This window comes from Rhodococcus koreensis, from assembly GCF_017068375.1.
Taxonomy (GTDB): Bacteria; Actinomycetota; Actinomycetes; order Mycobacteriales; family Mycobacteriaceae; genus Rhodococcus_F; species Rhodococcus_F koreensis.
On record NZ_CP070609.1, the window covers coordinates 3,406,150 to 3,423,649 of the forward strand.

Below are 17,500 nucleotides of genomic sequence, written 5' to 3' on the forward strand. Positions count from 1 at the left end.
CACATGAACTCGACGACCGCAACGGCACTGCCGACCACCTTCGCGCCCCGCTGGGTGGCCGCGATGCTGACCACGGTGCTGGGCACCTCCACCGGTGGCGGCGCGGCCACCGCCCTCGGTGAACTCGACCGCCAGGCCGGGGACGGCGACTTCGGCACCAACCTCACCTCCGCGTTCACCCGGGTCCAGGACGAGATCGCCGCGACGTCGCCGCAGACGTTCACCGCGTGGCTCACCGCCGTCTCGCGCGGGTTCCTCGGCACCGGCGGCACCAGCGGCCCGCTGTTCGGAATGTTCTTCCGGGACATCGCCCGCTGCGCGACCGGGGGCACCCCGACCCTGACCGAACTTGCCGGCGGACTGGCCGCGGCGGTGGCGACCGTGCAGCGGTACGGGAAGGCGCAGGTCGGGCACAAGACGATGGTCGACGCCCTGGTTCCCGCCGCACAGGCGCTGAGCGAGCAGGCGGCCGCCGACGCGGACCCGGTCCGCGCGCTGGACGTTGCCGCCGAGGCCGCGCGAGCGGGCGCCCTGACCACCCGCGACATCGTGGCCCGCCGCGGCCGCGCGGCGTACGTCGGCGAGGTCGCCCGCGGCGTGCTCGATCCCGGCGCCGTCGCCGTGGCCCTCATGATCCAGTGCGCGGCGGCCGCGGTCGGCGGGCACGACGGACCGGTCGACACCGCCTGGACGCACTAGCCGCTTTTGTACCTGAAAACCACTCGAACGAACCCACGAAGGAAAGTGAACCGAAAATGAGCATGGAATACCGGATGCGCCGCACACTGCCGAACGACCGGGCGGCGATCATCATGCCGGTCGATCACGGACTGATCTTCGACCGCATCAAGGGCCTCGAAACCCCCTCCGCACCGTTCGCCGCCTGGGCCGACACCGACGTCACCGGATTCATGATGACCCCCGGACAGGTCAAACAAACCGAAAAATTCTTCGCCGAACACCCACGCCTGAGCCGCGTACTCACCATCGACACCTACTACGACGTCACCACCCTCGACGGCGGCGGCTCCCACGAACTGATCACCACCGTCGAAGAAGCCGTCCGCATGGGCGTCGACGCCGTCAAAATGCTCTTCCCCTGGAACATCTCCCGCAGCGAACGCGCCGCCATGTGCGCCCGCGTCGGCAAGATCGTCACCGCCTGCGACGCCTGGGACATCCCCCTCGTCCTCGAACCGGTCATCATGGGCGCACCCCGCACCGACGACGTCGTCGTCGAAGAAGAGAAGGTCGCCCGCATCGCCTACGACCTCGGCGCCCACATCATCAAGATCGCCTTCCCCGGCGAGGAACGCACCGCCCGCCTCGTCGACGAACTCCGCGTCCCCCTCGTCATCGCCGGCGGACCCCTCGCCGGCGACGTCAACGACACCGTCGACGCCATCGGGCAGACCCTGCGCGCCGGCGCCCGCGGAATCATCGTCGGCCGCAACATCTGGCAACGCGAACGCAGCGAAGGCGAACGCGTACTGAAGGAGATCGGCACCCTGACCCGGAAGGTGAGTTTCCCCGCCTGAGCGGGTACTCCAACGGCAGACGACGAGGACAGTACAGATGACACGAGACCGCAGCGGGCGCTCACCGGTGGTGTGCGGAGTCGATATCGGGAGCACGAACACGAAGGTCGTGGCGCTCACACCTCAGGGGGCGGTCGTCGCCAGGCGTCGGCGCACCACTCCCCGAGGTGCGGTCGACCTGTCCGTCGACGCACAGCATCTGCTGTTCGCGATCGAGGAGATGATCCTCGACATCTGCTCGGACTCCTACCGGGTGCACGCGGTCAGCGTGGCCGGGGTCGGCGAGGACGGTGTGCTCGTCGACGACGCCCTGACCCCGCTCACCCCGGCGCTGGCCTGGTTCGACACCCGGCGCGCCGACGTGTTCGCCGATCTGGCCCCGCGCCTACGGCCCGACGCGGCGCTCTGCACCGCCGACGACGCCGCACGCACCCTCGTCGGATGGCGTTGGGCAACAGACCAACCCGGCGCCTCGCAGGCCCGGTCGTGGGTCGCGCTCACCGACTATCCGTCGAGTGTGTGGACCGGCACCCCGTTCTTCAGCGACACCCTCGCCGCCCGCACCGCCGCGTGGGACGGTCACAGCCGGCGGTGGATCGACGACCGGGTGGCCGCCGGTATCGGCACGGCCGCCCTACTGCCACCGGTGCGCCGGGCCGGTGACGTCATCGGCGGGTTCCTCTCCGACCGCCTCGTCACCGCGGGTGTCATCGACCCCGACGCCGTCGTCGTCGCCGGCGGCCACGATCACCCGATCGGCGGCTGGGGAGTGCATGCGATGGACCCCGGTGCCGTCCTCGACTCGATGGGCACCGCCGAGGTCGTCGTCGCCCAGGCTCCCGAGGCAGGCATACCCCGCAGCGACGACCTCGATGTCGCACCCGGAATCCTTTCTGCCGGAACCACTGTGCTGTCCGTGGAGGAACTCGCCCGCAACGTCGAATGGGCCTCCCAGGACGCCGCCGTCGGTGCCCGCCTGCAGGAGATGATCTCCGGCGACACCCCACCCGACGACTACCTGCACGCGCCGGTGTTCGTCCCCGGCAGCCGAGGCGGCGCGCTGCCCCGTTACACCCCCGACGCCCCCACGTCACCGCTCTCCCGTGCCTCCGCGGTTCTCGGCGCCCTCGCGCGGATCGGTGCCCGCGCACAGGACGCAGTCGCGGCATGCCTACCCGGGCAGCCTGCCGTCTACGCCGCAGGTGGTTGGTCCCGATCCCCCGGATGGGTCGAGACCAAGAAGGCGGTCACCGGCCGCGACCTTACCGTGATCCCCGAACCCCAGGTCACCGCGACCGCGGCAGCACTGCTCGCGGCGACCGCCATCGGATGGGATACCGATCCCGCCACCGCGATGGGCATGACGGCGCACCTCGACCACGTCGGCGCACACGCGTAGGCGTCGACGAAGTCCCGCTTCGTGCCTCAGTCGCGGTGCGCCGACAGCAGCCACGCCGGCAGCATGGCCCGGCCCTTGTCGTCGCGCTGCCAGTTCGCGGCCTCCTCCGGCCCGAGCAGCGCGTGAATGAAGGCCGGGCGGAGGTCGTCGATGATCCAGTATTCGGCGACAGCCTCCCGCAGTTCGTCGTCGGTCACCGGGTTCGGTCCCTGCCCCTCGGGGAAGGCGCCCTTCGCGAACACCAAGATGTAATAGGACGCGCCGGGTGCGGCCGCCCGGGCCACAGCCTGCAGGTAGTCGCGCCGCCGGTCCACGGGCAGCGAATGGAAGAGGGTGCTGTCCACGATCGTGGCGAATCGGCCGTCGAAACCCGTGAACGAGCTGATGTCCGCCACCTGGTACGTGGCCGTCGTCAGGCCACGATCGGCCGCTGCCGCCTGAGCTGCCGCGATGGCAGTCGGCGACAGGTCCAGACCGACCACTGTGTACCCCTGCGCCGCCAGCTGCAGGGACGTTTCAGCGTGTCCGCACCCCGCGTCCAGTACGTCGCTGCGGAATTTGCCTTCCGCGATCAGCGCGGCGATCTCGGGCTGCGGCTCACCGATGTTCCACGGCACCGGCCCCGAAAATTCCTTCGCATCGCCTCGGTAGATGTCGTCCCACGGCGCAACCTGGTTGTCCTCGGTCATGACCTCGACCGTACGCCCGCGGCGCCTGTCGCCACCACGCATCCGCACGCCGTTCCATCCGGTGTAACGATCCGGGCACTTCCGGACACTGTGGCAATAGCCGCAGACGCTGGGTCGGCGGGACTCAGGAGGCACTCCCGTGAAGGAATCGAAACGAACGATGGACTGTCAGGAACTCGTCGAACTCGTCACCGTCTACCTCGAGGATGCGTTCGCCGCGCAGACCAAGGCCAGGTTCGAGACACACGTGGGCGAATGCGGCGGCTGCGCCCACTACGTCGACCAGATGAAACAGACGGTGCACACCCTCGGCGAACTGTCGATCGAAGAACTCGATCCGGCACTGCGGGACCGCATCCTCACCGACTTCCGGCGACAATGCTGAGACCTCACGGGAAACCGTTTGGGGACAAACTAATTCACCGATTGCGAGCGCAGCATCGGGATGCGCCCACCAGTTCACTCAGCACGAATTTGCGTCATCGGAGTCGTGCGGGCGGTCGAGCAGCTGGGTGACGAGTGCGCTCGCAGCCGGGCTCGGAGCCCGCCCACGAGCGGTGGCGAGGTGGATCCTGCGCGCCGCCCACGGCTCGGCGAATTCCATCACCGCGACGCGGCTCATCATCTCGTGACTGAGTAGGCATTCCGGCTGCACGGTGACGCCCATTCCCGCCTGGACGAGACTCATCGCGACCTCTCCGCTCCGCACGGAGTGCCTGGAATCGAATTGCTCTCCCAGCCGATTCGCCGCGGCGCGAAACGCCGGCGCCATCGCGCGTGCCGCAATCAGTCTTTCGGGCAACAGATCCTGGAAGGTCACGACCGACTGCTCGGTGAGCGGGTGACCCAGCGGCACCACCGCGACCAGCCGATCACGACGGTAGGGCGTGACATCCACGCCGTCGAGATCGAGTTCGTGTGCGGCCGCGAATACCCCGAGGTCCGCTTCGCTGCGCGCGACCTGCTGAACGATCTCGGCGTTCTCGGTCTCCCGTACGGCCAGGTCGACGAGCGGGTATTCACGGCTGTACTCGCCCAGTTCCCGCGCCAGGAACGGCACGATGATCGATCGGGCCGACACGATCGTCAGGTCACCCTGCACTCCCTCGGTCAAAGACGCTATCTCGGAGCGCATCTCCTCGAGGTTTCCGAAGATCGTGCGGACGTGTCGTTCGAGGACCGCACCGGCGGGGCTGGGGACTACGCCCCTGGGCCCACGATCGAGAAGCTTGATTCCGGCGATGTCCTCCAGGGCCTGGATTCGCTTGGTTGCCGTGGACGCGGCGATGTTCTCCCGGATCGCGGCCAGACCGATCTGCCGTTCTTCGATCGCGGACAGAAACAGTCGCAACGTGAACAGATCGACCTGTCGAATCAGATGAAGCCTGTTGAACATAGCCATACCGCCCTCACGATCAGCGAAATACGGACTCGACCATGCCAATCACGCCCTGTCTCTCGCGACCGAGATCGTGAGAGACAAGTTTCGAAACAGGGTTGACGTGGCCCAGCTCACTCCCTAGTGTTCCCGATCATATCATCGTAGTTACGAATGGCGTGTTCATATATATGAATGACGCAACCGTCGTCCGAAGTGAGAGAAGAGGCTCGACCCGTGACACAGCCACAGGACTCGCTCCACAACGCCCCCAATCCGCCACGCCGGAAGCCGAAGAACGTCGGCCCCGCGGTAGTGGTCGGCACAGCCCTCGAACTGTTCGACTTCTACCTCTATGCATCGATGGCCGCCCTGGTGTTCGGCCCGCTCTTCTTTCCCTCGGAAGACTCCACGGTCAGCACCCTCGCCGCCTTCTCCACGTTCGCCGTCGGATTCCTGGCCCGCCCGCTCGGCGGAATCGTGTTCGGCATCCTCGGCGACAAGATCGGCCGCAAGGCCGTGCTGTCGTTCAATCTCCTACTGATGGGCCTGGCCAGCGGCTGCATCGGCCTGATCCCGTCGTACGAGACGATCGGGATTGCCGCACCCGTGCTGCTGGTTCTGTTCCGTATCGTCCAGGGCCTCGGTGCGGGCGCAGAGTTCGGCAGCGCCATCGCGATGTCCTACGAGCATGCCGACGCGAAGTCCCGCGGACGGCAGGGCGCATGGCCGGCCATGGGCGTAAGCGTCGGCCTGCTGGTGTCCTCCCTGGCCGTGGCCGCCGTGACGAGCCTCGACAAAGCCGACCTCTACAGCTGGGGCTGGCGGATCCCGTTCCTGGCCAGCTTCGTCCTCGTCGGGCTGGGCTACTGGATGCGCCGGAACCTGCCCGAGACCCCCGACTTCGAACGGGTAGCCGCCGAAGCTCAGACCCGCAAGAAGACACAACCATTCCGCGACCTGCTGAAGAATCACTGGCGTGGGCTGACCGTCGTCGCCGTGTCGACCATCGGCGTCAACGGCATCAGCTACATCTTCAAGACGTTCTCACTGTCGTATCTCTCCGAGTTCCGCGACGTCGCCGCCAACGTCGGCGCGTTCGGTATCAGCCTGGCCAGTGCCGTCGCGCTCGTGACCATCCCCCTCGCGGGGCGGCTCTGCGACAGCGCCGGGACACGCCGCATCATGCTTATCGGCGCCGGGTGTGTGGCAGGGCTGGCATTCCCCTTCTTCTGGCTCCTGAACACCGACCGACCGGTCTACATCTGGCTCGCACTCATCCTCACCGTCGGAATCGTCCAGCCCACGCTGCTCGCGGCTTCCGGGTCCTTCCTCGCCCGGCAGTTCCCACCCGAAGTCCGCGCCTCGGGCCTCGGCGCCGGACGGGAAGTCAGCGGCGCACTCGCCGGCGGCCTCGCTCCACTCGCGGCGCTGACCATGGTTTCACTGTCCCCGACCCACTCCACCTGGGGTGTCTCCCTGATCTTCGTCGTCGGCGCGATCCTCATCGCGGGTGCAGCACTCGGTGACCAGTACCGCACCATCAGCATCAGAAACCACACCCCTTCCGCCGAAAGCGCTCCCGCCGTTCGGTGATCCGGCTGGGGCACTGCCCGACGTGGCGGTGCCCCAGTCACCTGTAGGCTGATTCGATCGGTGATCGAGAAGAGGGAGAGCCACGTGCCGCCGGTTGCTGGTGAGGCGAAAGAGCATCGCACGGTCTCACGTGTCATGACGATCCTCGAGCTCGTCTCCCGGAGCACGGACGGGCTGTCACTCGCCCAGCTCGCCGCAGCGCTCGACGCCCCCCGATCGTCCGTGCACTACATCGTGAAGGGCCTGGTGGCCACCGGCTACCTGACCGAGAACGGCGCCTATACCCTTGGTCCCGCAGTGGGCACACTGCTGGCAGCGCACCAACCTCCGGTCGACCGCGTGGCCCGGGAAAGCCTGGAATCGTTGCACCGCCGCTTCGACGAGACGGTCACGCTGTGCATTCAGATCGGGGAATCCGTCGTGAACATCGACATCATCGAGTCGACGCAACCGATCCGCTTCTCGCCCGCACTCCACGTCCGGCGCCCGCTCTTCCCGTCCACCGCCGGCAAGTGCTTCCTGGCCTATGCAGATCAGCGGTTCCGCGACACCTACCTCGACACCCACATCGAGGAGACCGACAAGCGCCTACAGGCACGCGAGGAACTCGACCGCATCGCACGCGACGGAATCGGATACGCGAGCAAAGAAGTGACACCCGACCTCGGCGGCGTTGCGGTCCCGGTGTTCCACCGCGACAAACACGTTGCCGTCCTCACGGTCGCCGGGCCACGAGCCCGCATCGATATCCGACTCGAGGAGATCGCCGACGCCGCAATCAGCGAAGCCCGGCACATAGCCGAGCGCCTGACGGCGCAGTAATTGCGCCGGGGCCTCAGGTCGCGGCACTCGAATTCGTTTGCGGGGCAGCACCGTCCCCCTGGCCGAACCCACGGAGATCGACAGCGCGCCGGGCGTTTCCGACCGCCGAGACGGTGACCGAACCGACCACTCCCAGTCGGTCGAACACGAGCCCCGTGCCGACGGAGATGCCGTGTTGCTCGGCCCGATCGAGTGCGGCCAGTCCGAGTTCGAGGCCCTCCGGTAGACGTGCCAGTGCGAGAGTCACGTCAGCGTTGATGAACTCCAGTCCCGCACTGCCCAAATTGCTGATGACGTTGGCGGCGTCCGCAATGCTCGCGGCCATCTGGAAAGCAGTCGGTGGCTCGCCCTCGACCACCGGGATCGCGAATTGCCAGATCTGCTTGCGATCACCGTTCTGCGGTGCGTCCGCGGGCAGGGTCCAGCCCGCACCGTCGCTGCGGTACAACCGTTCGGCAGTCCCCGCCGCCCGCTTGCAGTCGTCAGGTGGCGGCTGCGGGCTGTTGCCCGAAGCCCACACGATGCCGTCCGGTGTCGTGGTGGGGCTCAGATACAGTGCGCTGGCCCGCGCGACCGCTTCCCCGTCCTGGCTCAGCACCGCGTCGACGAGGCACAGGCGGCGCCCTTCGCGAACTACGGTGGTCGATGTGACGGACGGTTTCATCCCCGCGGGACGGAAGAGGTCGAGGGTCCACCGAACCGGCTGAAGGTCCTGCCGCCCGAGTTCCTCCACAGTCTTCTCGGTGGCACGAGCAAGAGCCCCGCTGACGGCCATGCCGCGCATGTGTCCACTGCCCCAGCCACTTCCAGCGGGTGATTGGGGCACGTATTCCTCGGACTGAACATCGCGACCGGGCGCCAACCGAAAGAAGGCGGACGTCATCCTCGATTCTCCTCTTCTTCGTTTTCGAATCGAAACGATCTCATCGCATATTACGGACCGTGACAGTGTCACGAGGAAAGGGATCTACAGAAGCGCCGGCTCCCACTGTCGGCCGTCGATGACCAGTGGCTTCGACGCCGGAAGCCGATACCACGACGGACCTTCCGATGCGGCAGAGGCAATGACGACGCGGCGTGCTTCATGAGTCACGCGCTTCTCCCTACCGTGGCCGGTTCCGCACATAGAACTCTTTCGCAGATTATCCTCGGCGCGAAACCGCGTCAATTTCGTATTTTCGAATCATCTACTTCCCGGGAGCGAAGCGTCTTTTTTCCATTTTACGAACTGGCGATTTCTTCCAGAGAAACCGCAGTTCACAGTTGACGCCAAGTCATTTCACGGCGTACATGTTGCGTATGCCACAAACGGAATTGCGCGTTTTCGACAAGCTCTATATCGGTGGTGAATGGGTCGACCCCATCGACGGCGTCATCGCCGAGAGTATCGACCCCGCATCGGGTAAGCCGTGGGCGGCGGTTGCGATGGGGGGTGCGGGTGACATCGACCGCGCCGTCTCGGCAGCGGCCGAGGCGTTCGCGGGCCCGTGGCGCCGCACCCCCGGTCACGAGCGCGCAGCGTTACTGCGACGGTTCGCCCAGCTTTTCGAGGAAGCGATTCCCGAATTGGTGGAACTCGAGTCCCACGACACGGGCGCCCTGAAGTCCGACCTCCGCGGGAGTCTGGCTGCACAAGTGCAGTGGTACTACTGGTTCGCCTCGCTCGCCGACAAGACCCAAGGCCGCACGATACCGATGGACGACACGGTGCACGCCTTCACCACCATGGTGCCGATCGGTGTGGTGGGTGCAATCGTGCCCTGGAACGCGCCGTTGCTGACCACGTGCATGAAGATCGGGCCTGCCCTCGCTGCAGGTTGTACGGTCGTCCTCAAGCCTGCCGAACAGACTCCGGTGTCCGCACTCGTCCTGGCGCAACTCGCGGAGAAGACGGGGTTCCCACCGGGTGTCCTCAACGTCGTCCCCGGTTACGGGCGCACGGCCGGTGCGCGCCTGGTCGCTCACCCCGACGTCGGCAAGGTCTCGTTCACCGGCTCGACCGACACCGGCCGGCGGATGGTGGTCGACGGCACCGACAACCTCAAACGATTCACCTTCGAGCTGGGCGGCAAGGCCCCGCACATCGTCTTCGGCGACGCCGACGTCGATCAGGCGCTCAATGCGGCCACCGCCTCGGCGTGGCGGTTGTGCGGGCAGAGCTGCGCGCTCGGGTCGAGGGTGCTGGTAGAGCGATCGATATACGACCGCGCAGTAGACACCTTCCGCACCCGGGCCGCCCAGGTACGTGTCGGCATGCCGGCCGACGAGACCGCACGCATGGGACCCCAGGCGCACGAAGAGCAACTGAACAAAACCCTGTCGTACGTGAAGATCGGCCGGGACGACGGCGCCGAACTGGTCGCCGGAGGCGAACGGATCCTCACCGACGAACTGGCACCCGGTTACTTCGTTCAGCCGACCGTTTTCGCCAACGTCTCCAACGACATGCGGGTGGCGCGTGAAGAGATTTTCGGCCCAGTGGTGGCACTGATCCCGTTCGACGACGAAGAAGAGGCCATCGCCATCGCCAATGACACTGCGTACGGGCTGACCGCGGGACTGTGGACGGGCAATATCGGTCGCGCGCATCGGGTCTCGAACCAGATCGAAGCCGGATCGGTATGGGTCAACACCTACTCGTTCGTGCGGTGGTCACTTCCCTACGGCGGCTTCAAGGCCAGCGGTTGGGGCCGGGAGAACGGCATCGACGCCCTCACCCCGTACATGGAGACCCGTACGACGGTCATCGGCCTCACCGCGCAATTCCCAAACTATTTCGAGAACACGGAGGATTGATCACGATGCGTGCAATTGCCTTTCCGGGCGACGACACCACTGTCATCAGAGAGTTCGACGATCCTGTACCGGGGCCCGGCGAGGTCGTCGTCCGGGTCCGAGCCTCGGGCATGTGCGGAAGCGACCTCCTGTTCCGTAGGGGCGCGATAGCTGTCGGAACCGACGTCATCCAGGGCCACGAACCGTGCGGGGACGTCCACGCCGTCGGTGACGGTGTGACGCCGATGATGGCGCGTGTCGGCGATCGCGTGATGATTCATCACTATTGGGGCTGCGATGCGTGTCCCGCCTGCCGCTCCGGCTGGCCGCAGATGTGCGAGCGCGAACCATCGAAGGTCATGGGAATCTCCGCGAACGGTGGGCACGCCCCATTCCTCAAAGTGCCTGCCCGCACTCTCCTGCCGCTTCCGGACGCCTTGAGCTACAAGGCCGGGGCAGCGATCGGGTGCGGAACCGGCACGGCGTGGGGTGGCCTGCAACGGCTCGGCACTGTCGCCGGGGAAACGATCGTGGTATTCGGCCAAGGCCCCGTCGGTCTGTCGGGCACGATGCTCGCGTCGGCGCTGGGTGCGACGGTGATTGCCGTGGACATCGACGACAACCGGTTACAGCGCGCCAAGAGTTTCGGTGCGACCTCGACTGTCGATTCGGGGTCCTGCGATGTGGTCGAAGCAATCGCCGACCTGACGGGTGGACGCGGCGCACCGCTGATTCTGGAGACTTCCGGCAAAGCCAACGACGATGCTCTCGCAGTACTCGCCCCCTGGGGCCGCGCATGCTTCCTCGGCCTGCCCGGGCATATCGAGTTCGACGTCCAGGCTCACTACAAGAAGCAATGGACGTTGATGACGTCGTGGACGATGTCCACGATCGAGCAATTGCGGTGCGCCGAGTTCATCGCCGCACGGAATCTCCCCATCGACGACATCTACACCCACACCTGGTCCCTGGATCAGGGTGTGGAGGCGTACGAATGGTTCGCGCAGCAGAGCGACGGCAAGGGTGTCTTCGAGTTCTAGCGTTCAGATCGCCCGGCCGCCGAAGTGCCCTCGGCAGTGGCGCTGACCATTCACTGATCCATCCCGAACGGGTAGGGGGCGGACGCGCGTCGTGCATCCGCCCCCTACCCGTCGGTTCAGGAATCGAAGACCACGACTCCACGCAGGTTGCGGCCGGCCTTCATGTCGTCGAAGCCGACGTTGATGTCGTCGAGGGAGTAGCGGGTGGTCACGAGCTCGTCGAGGCGAAGTTGCCCGTTCTGGTACATCTGCAGCTGTACCGGGATGTCCGCGGTGGGGCAGCTGGCCCCGAACAGGGAGCCCTGCAGCCGCTTCTGGTACAGGACGAGCTCGTGCAGGTTGATGTCACCGTCCTTCACTGCGACATCACCGAGCCCGACCGCCACACACGTACCCGCCTTGCGGACGGACTGCAGGCCCTGCCCCACATGACGTCCGCTGGTGACGCCGACGGTGACGATGGTGGCGTCGGCGCCCTGACCGTTGGTCATCGACCGGGCCACCTCGGTGGCCTCCTCGATGTCGGCGACGGCATGGGTGGCCCCGAGCTTCAACGCCGATTCGCGCTTGAATTCGACCGGGTCGACGGCGATGACGGCGCCCGCGCCGGCGTGTGCGGCACCCTGGACGGCATTGATCCCGATCCCGCCGATGCCCATCACGATGACGACGTGCCCCGGCCGGATCTGCGCGGAGTTGACCGCCGCACCCCAGCCGGTCCCCACGCTGCACCCGGTCAGGCACGCGACGTCCAGTGGGATCGAGGGGTCGATCTTGATCGCCGATGCCGTCGAGACGGTCACGTATTCGCAGAATGTTCCCAGACCGGCGAGCTGTCCGACCGGTGCACCGTCGAGGGACAGTCTGAACGAGCTCGGATCGTCGAAGCGGGCACCGGTGGCGAGGAATCGGCCGAGATCGCACAGGTTCTGATGACCGGTGGCGCACCATCGGCAGCGACCGCACACCGGCAGGAAGGAGAAGACCACGTGGTCGCCCTCGGCGAAGCCTGTGGTGCCCGGTCCCACTGCCTCGACGACCCCCGAGCCTTCGTGGCCACCCGCAATCGGGAGGATCCCCGGTTGCTGGTCTCCGGTCGCGAAGTGGTCGTCGGAGTGGCAGAGGCCGGTGGCGGCCATCTTGACCCGGATTTCCCCAGGCCAGGGATCATCGACCTCGAGCTCGACCACCTCGTACGTGCCCGGCGACTGCCGCAGCACAGCGCCCCTGGTCAGCATGAGCGAGCCGCCCGCGCGCTGGAATCGGATACCGCCCTGCCCGCATCGACGCGATCATTCGGTGTTCTCATGGTGCATCCACTCCTCTTGGTGACGATCCCGCTGGTGAGCGCCGGTGAACACCGGCGTACGTTCGATGACCCCGACTGGCAGACTGCGCACGGTGTCGGCGGTTGCCGAACACTGCGCCGCTGTCTCCGTGCGCGGATTCATCGCAGCACGGGAAGAAATACTGCCTCCGTGAATGGTGTCACTGTGAAGGCGAATTCGTCAATGGTGGCATAGAATTGGCTAAATAGATCGATGGAATTCGGTCTACTCGAATCGACACTTCACGTTTCTTCAATTGGAACCGACTCAGGTGAGCAATAGACTCGAGGTGGTCGATTGGAGCCGAAATATGAAGAAATCCCGTGGCCCGCTCGCGGGCGTCAAGATCGTGGAACTGGGCGGCGTCGGGCCCGTTCCGTTCTGCTGCATGCTCCTGTCCGACTTGGGGGCGGACATCATCCGGATCGACCGGCCGCCGGGCTACGACGGTGGCGCGCCGGTGGATCCGCGCTTCAATCTTCTCAATCGCGGACGCCGCAGTGCAGCAATGGATCTGAAGAACGAGGCGGCCGCCGCTGCGATTCTCGACCTGGTGCGTCGAGCCGATGTGCTGGTGGAGGGTTTCCGTCCCGGCGTGGCGGAGAAGTTGGGAATCGGCCCGGACGACTGTCTCGCCGCGAATCCCGCGCTGGTGTACGGGCGGATGACGGGATGGGGTCAGGACGGACCGCTGGCTCAGTCCGCGGGGCACGACGCCAACTACATCTCACTGACCGGCGTCCTTCATGGCATCGGCGCCAAGGACGGGCCACCGACGTTGCCCCTGAATCTCGCCGGCGACTTCGGCGGCGGCTCACTGTATCTGGCGCTGGGAGTGGTTGCGGCTCTTCTCGAGAGCCGGCTGTCCGGCCGTGGCCAGGTGGTCGATGCAGCGATGGTGGACGGGTCGGCGTCGTTGATGACCCTGTTCTACGGCCTTCACGCAGCCGGATACTGGAACGACGAGCGCGGAACGAATCGGCTCGATTCGGGCGCGCCCTGGTACCACGTGTACGAGACCTCGGACGGACGCTGGATCAGCGTCGCCTGTAACGAAACCCGATTCTGGCGCAACACTCTTCGCCTTCTCGGACTGAGTGAATCCGACATGCCCGATCAGCACGACCGGACCCGCTGGCCGGAGATACAGGAACGGTTCGCCGCGGTGTTCCGAACCCGCACTCGCGACGAATGGTGCGCCCTCGCCGAAGGGGAGGACGCGTGCTGGGCGCCGGTGTTGTCGTTGACCGAGGCACCGCAGCACAAGCATCTCGTTGCGCGCGGCACGTTCACAGAGGTCGACGGCGTGGTGCAGCCGGCGCCGGCGCCGCGGTTCAGCCGCACCCCGGGCGCGATCCAGGGCCCGCCCGACGCGCCCGGACAGCACACCGACGACGTTCTCGGCGACTGGGGTTTTACCGCCGAACAACTCGCTGCACTCCGCACGGCGGGCGCAATCACCTGACCCCTCGGCTGCGCCTCACAACAGGATTCGCATTCGCCGAATCGTTGATTCGAAAAGAATCACTAGGTTCGGCAACCGCGCAGTTCTACCATTTATTCAAGCGGTGCAACCGAAATACGGGCACCATTCCTTCCGATCTGGAGAGAAGAATATGAATTCGAACTTCCTCGACGAATCCCAGGCAGCTTGGCTCGACGTCGTGAACGATTTCATGGACAACGAAATCACCGTCGAGTATGTCCGGCACTGCGACGAGAACCGGCTCTACCCGTACGAGGCGTACGAGAAGATCGCCAAGCAGGGCTGGCTCGGCATCCTGTTCCCCGAGGAGATGGGCGGCTCCGGCGGCGATATCTTCGACTACTCGCTGATGGCAGAGGGTCTCGGCAAGTTCGGATTCGACTTCGCGTGCTCGGTGCTCGTTCCGACCTTCACCGCCATGAACATCCTGAAGTTCGGCACCAAGGAGCAGCAGGACCGCTACGTCAAGCCGTTCATCGACGGTGACATTCGCTTCTCGGTCTCGATCTCCGAGCCCGACGCCGGTTCGGACGCCGCGAACACCAAGACCCGCGCTCGCCGTGACGAGAACGGCGACTGGGTGATTACGGGCTCCAAGCTCTGGTGCTCAGGTGCAGCGGCCGACAACACGGTCATCGCGATGCTGGTTCGCACCGACACCTCCGACAAGCACAAGGGCCTGTCGGTGCTTCTGATCCCGAACGACACCCCGGGACTCGTCATCAACAAGCTGCCGACCCTGTCGCGGCACGCGACCGGCACCACCGAGATCTTCCTCGACGAGGTCCGGGTTCCCGGCGACGCGCTGCTGGGCGAAGAGGGCCAGGGCTGGAAGGTCATCACCGACCACCTCGAACTGGAGCGTTGCGCCGTCGCAGCCGCTTACACCGGCAACGCGCAGGAGGCAGTCGACAACGCCAACCGGTACGCGCACCAGCGCACTCAGTTCGGCAAGCCGATCCGTGAGTTCCAGGTCCTCAAGCACATGCTGGCGGAGAACCAGACCCGCGTCGACGCTGCTCGTCTGCTCTGCTACCGGGCCGCCGCGATCAAAGCCGAGGGCACCCCGGCCGCCCGCGAGACCTCGATGGCCAAGCTGTACGCGTCGGAGACCCTCAAGCAGTGTGCGCTCGACGGCATGCAGATTCTGGGTGGCTACGCCAACCTGCCCGAGGGCGACATGGAGCGCTACCTGCGCGAGTCGATCCAGTGCACGATCGGCGGCGGCACGTCGCAGATTCAGCGCACGATCATCGCCAAGTCGATGCGCCTGACCAACGCCTGAGTCTCTCCCCGATCACCTTTCACGTCCCAAGGAAGCAGCGATGACAACGACGAATCCCGTAACCATCAACAACCGCATCGACATGCCGCTCGACGAGATCGAGGTCGGCACGGTGTTTCGCAGCGGTGGTCGCACCATCACCGAGACCGACGTGGTCAACTACTGCGCGCTGACCGGCAACTGGATCGAGATCCACTCGAACGTCCACTACGCGGCCCAGACCCGTTTCGGTGAGCGCCTGGTACAGGGGTCGCTGACCTACTCCATCATGACCGGCCTGATCACCTTCGGTCCGCCGATCCAGGCGAACTACGGGATCAACAACCTTCGGTATCTCACGCCGGTGCACATCAACGACACCATCTACGTCACCGCCGAGGTCCTCGCCAAGAAGGATAAGGACGACAAATACGGCGTCATCACGCTGCTGATGAAGGCGCTCAACCAGAACGGCGACGTGTGCCAGAAGAGCGAATGGAGCCTGTTGATGCTGCGCAAGCGCGAGGATCTCGAGGCCCTGGTCGGCGCGTCGCTGCCCACCGAGCGCGCCAAGAACTGAGTATGTCGTCGAAGCCCGGCGCAGCGATCGTCGGCATGGGCGGAGGCGGTCTGGCCGGCGCACTCGCTCTGCCTGCACAGCGATGCGACGGAGTCTGCATTGTCGTGGACACAATCGGCTGGGAGCGGGACGATCTACTCGTACAGCACTATCATGCGTGGACCGACGCCCGTCTGGACCACGGTAGCGCCGTACGCGGTCGACTTCGTGAAGATGGACGACGGCTACACCTTGTTCGCACAGATCGACGGCGAACCCGACGCCATCGCGATCGGAAAACCGGTCACGACGCGTTTCGTACAACGTGGGGAGCAGAAACTCCCCGTATTCACCATGACGGACCACCAGTAGGACAGTAGGAGCAGTGACATGACCGGACCGTTGGAGGGTGTGCGCATCCTGGACCTGACATCGAACTTCATGGGCCCGTACGCGTCGCTCCTGCTCGCCGACATGGGCGCAGACGTCTGGAAGATCGAGTCACGGGCCGGCGATACGACTCGCGGTGTCGGCCCGTCCCGCAACCCCGGAATGAGCGCGATCTTCCTGCACCTCAATCGCAACAAGCGCAGCCTCGTCCTCGATCTCAAGTCCGCCGGCGGCAGCGCCGCACTCGAGCGGATGATCGGTTCCGCCGATGTGCTGCTGTACAGCTTGCGGCCTCGAGCGATGGCCAGGCTGGGGTTGAGCTACGAGGACGCCCGCGCGATCAATCCGCGGATCATCTACTGCGGCTGTTACGGGTTCGGCCAGAACGGCCCCTACGCCGACCGGCCGGCATACGACGACCTGATCCAGGCAGCGGTTGGTATGCCGGTACTCCAGAGCCGCAAGGCAGGTCCGCCGACCTATGTGGCCACCGCCATCGCAGACCGCGTCGTCGGCATGGCCGCGAGCACGGCCGTGTCGATGGCACTGTTCCGGCGCGAGAAGACAGGTGTCGGTCAGGAAGTCCAGGTACCGATGTTCGAGACGTTCGCGCATTTCGTCATGGGCGACCACCTGTACGGGCACACGTTCGATCCGCCGATCGGCGATTGGGGGTACGGCCGGATGATGAACCCGGACCGCCGCCCGTATCGGACGCTCGACGGCGGCTACCTCGGGGTGAACGTCTACGTCGACAAGCATTGGCAGCGATTCTTCGAAATCTCCGGACACCCGGAGATGGTCGAGGACCCGCGTTTCGCCGACATCAACGGACGGACCCAGAACATCGGAATCCTGTACGAGTTCCTGGGGCAGGTGTTCGAAACGAAGACGACCGCGGAATGGATGAAGCTCCTGACCGAAGCGGATATTCCGGTCATCGAGATGAACACTCCGGAATCGTTGCTGGACGATCCACACATGAGGGAGGTCGGCTTCTTCGTCGACCAGGACCACCCCTCGGAAGGCCCGCTGAAGACGATGGCGATTCCGCAACAGTGGAGCGAGAGTCAGCCGGACCTGCGGTACCCGGCGCCGCGCCTCGGCGAACATTCGGTGCAGTTGCTCACCGACGCCGGTTTCGATCGCGGTGAAATAGACGAGCTGCTGAATTCCGGCGCCACGTACACACCCGAAGTGCGCGCCGCACATTCGGCCGGCTGACCACCAAGGAGG

The 17,500-nt window shown here is 65.6% G+C and carries 17 protein-coding genes; 13 read left to right on the forward strand and 4 right to left on the reverse strand.

Features of this window, described 5'->3' with window-relative positions; genetic code table 11:
• Positions 1-3 precede the first annotated feature (3 nt).
• From dhaL to JWS14_RS15765, 3 genes are read left to right on the forward strand one after another with little or no spacing between them, the layout of a single operon-like run.
• Complete coding sequence (gene dhaL, locus JWS14_RS15755) at positions 4-699, forward strand: dihydroxyacetone kinase subunit DhaL (protein WP_206013722.1); 696 nt, start codon at positions 4-6, stop codon at positions 697-699.
• Positions 700-755: 56 nt separating this feature from the next.
• Complete coding sequence (locus JWS14_RS15760; RefSeq protein WP_206013723.1) at positions 756-1,538, forward strand: class I fructose-bisphosphate aldolase; 783 nt, start codon at positions 756-758, stop codon at positions 1,536-1,538.
• A 37-nt stretch (positions 1,539-1,575) separates the two neighbouring features.
• On the forward strand, positions 1,576-2,937 hold the full coding sequence (locus JWS14_RS15765; protein ID WP_206013724.1) for an FGGY-family carbohydrate kinase: 1,362 nt from the start codon (positions 1,576-1,578) through the stop codon (positions 2,935-2,937).
• Positions 2,938-2,963: 26 nt separating this feature from the next.
• Here the strand turns inward: JWS14_RS15765 and JWS14_RS15770 are convergent, their stop codons facing one another.
• Positions 2,964-3,626 (reverse strand): class I SAM-dependent methyltransferase, encoded by a 663-nt coding sequence (locus JWS14_RS15770; protein ID WP_072944622.1) that lies wholly within the window; start codon positions 3,624-3,626, stop codon positions 2,964-2,966.
• 160 nt (positions 3,627-3,786) lie between these two features.
• Between JWS14_RS15770 and JWS14_RS15775 the strand changes: the two genes are divergently transcribed.
• Complete coding sequence (locus JWS14_RS15775) at positions 3,787-4,011, forward strand: anti-sigma factor family protein (RefSeq protein WP_072944583.1); 225 nt, start codon at positions 3,787-3,789, stop codon at positions 4,009-4,011.
• 78 nt (positions 4,012-4,089) lie between these two features.
• Here JWS14_RS15775 and JWS14_RS15780 read toward each other — a convergent pair whose 3' ends face one another.
• Entirely contained in the window at positions 4,090-5,028 is a 939-nt protein-coding gene (locus JWS14_RS15780) for a LysR family transcriptional regulator (RefSeq protein ID WP_241031358.1), read from the reverse strand.
• A 213-nt stretch (positions 5,029-5,241) separates the two neighbouring features.
• Here JWS14_RS15780 and JWS14_RS15785 point away from each other — a divergent pair, with 213 nt between their 5' ends.
• Both JWS14_RS15785 and JWS14_RS15790 read left to right on the forward strand, forming a co-directional pair.
• Entirely contained in the window at positions 5,242-6,600 is a 1,359-nt protein-coding gene (locus tag JWS14_RS15785) for an MFS transporter (RefSeq protein ID WP_206013725.1), read from the forward strand.
• A gap of 84 nt (positions 6,601-6,684) precedes the next feature.
• The gene (locus JWS14_RS15790; protein ID WP_206016042.1) at positions 6,685-7,422 is read left to right on the forward strand and encodes an IclR family transcriptional regulator; all 738 of its coding nucleotides are present in this window, start codon (positions 6,685-6,687) and stop codon (positions 7,420-7,422) included.
• 13 nt (positions 7,423-7,435) lie between these two features.
• Here the strand turns inward: JWS14_RS15790 and JWS14_RS15795 are convergent, their stop codons facing one another.
• Entirely contained in the window at positions 7,436-8,305 is an 870-nt protein-coding gene (locus JWS14_RS15795; RefSeq protein ID WP_206013726.1) for an acyl-CoA thioesterase domain-containing protein, read from the reverse strand.
• A 416-nt stretch (positions 8,306-8,721) separates the two neighbouring features.
• Here JWS14_RS15795 and JWS14_RS15800 point away from each other — a divergent pair, with 416 nt between their 5' ends.
• Positions 8,722-10,218: an aldehyde dehydrogenase gene (locus JWS14_RS15800; RefSeq protein ID WP_206013727.1), complete on the forward strand. Its 1,497-nt coding sequence runs from the start codon at positions 8,722-8,724 to the stop codon at positions 10,216-10,218.
• Positions 10,219-10,223: 5 nt separating this feature from the next.
• On the forward strand, positions 10,224-11,237 hold the full coding sequence (locus JWS14_RS15805) for a zinc-dependent alcohol dehydrogenase family protein (RefSeq protein ID WP_206013728.1): 1,014 nt from the start codon (positions 10,224-10,226) through the stop codon (positions 11,235-11,237).
• A gap of 116 nt (positions 11,238-11,353) precedes the next feature.
• On the opposite strand, the gene JWS14_RS15810 is transcribed toward JWS14_RS15805, so the two are convergent.
• On the reverse strand, positions 11,354-12,475 hold the full coding sequence (locus JWS14_RS15810; RefSeq protein ID WP_206013729.1) for an NDMA-dependent alcohol dehydrogenase: 1,122 nt from the start codon (positions 12,473-12,475) through the stop codon (positions 11,354-11,356).
• Positions 12,476-12,875: 400 nt separating this feature from the next.
• On the opposite strand from JWS14_RS15810, the gene JWS14_RS15815 reads away from it, so the two are divergent.
• The 5 genes from JWS14_RS15815 to JWS14_RS15835 all read left to right on the forward strand — a co-directional run bounded on the left by JWS14_RS15815 (position 12,876) and on the right by JWS14_RS15835 (position 17,488).
• A complete protein-coding gene (locus JWS14_RS15815) occupies positions 12,876-14,030 on the forward strand; it encodes a CaiB/BaiF CoA transferase family protein (protein ID WP_206013730.1) in 1,155 nt (384 codons plus the stop codon).
• A gap of 151 nt (positions 14,031-14,181) precedes the next feature.
• On the forward strand, positions 14,182-15,336 hold the full coding sequence (locus JWS14_RS15820) for an acyl-CoA dehydrogenase family protein (protein WP_206013731.1): 1,155 nt from the start codon (positions 14,182-14,184) through the stop codon (positions 15,334-15,336).
• 40 nt (positions 15,337-15,376) lie between these two features.
• Entirely contained in the window at positions 15,377-15,895 is a 519-nt protein-coding gene (locus JWS14_RS15825; RefSeq protein WP_128640966.1) for a MaoC/PaaZ C-terminal domain-containing protein, read from the forward strand.
• Between the two features lie 99 nt (positions 15,896-15,994).
• Positions 15,995-16,246 (forward strand): Zn-ribbon domain-containing OB-fold protein, encoded by a 252-nt coding sequence (locus JWS14_RS15830; RefSeq protein WP_259375861.1) that lies wholly within the window; start codon positions 15,995-15,997, stop codon positions 16,244-16,246.
• An 18-nt stretch (positions 16,247-16,264) separates the two neighbouring features.
• Complete coding sequence (locus tag JWS14_RS15835) at positions 16,265-17,488, forward strand: CaiB/BaiF CoA transferase family protein (RefSeq protein ID WP_206013732.1); 1,224 nt, start codon at positions 16,265-16,267, stop codon at positions 17,486-17,488.
• Positions 17,489-17,500: the final 12 nt, after the last annotated feature.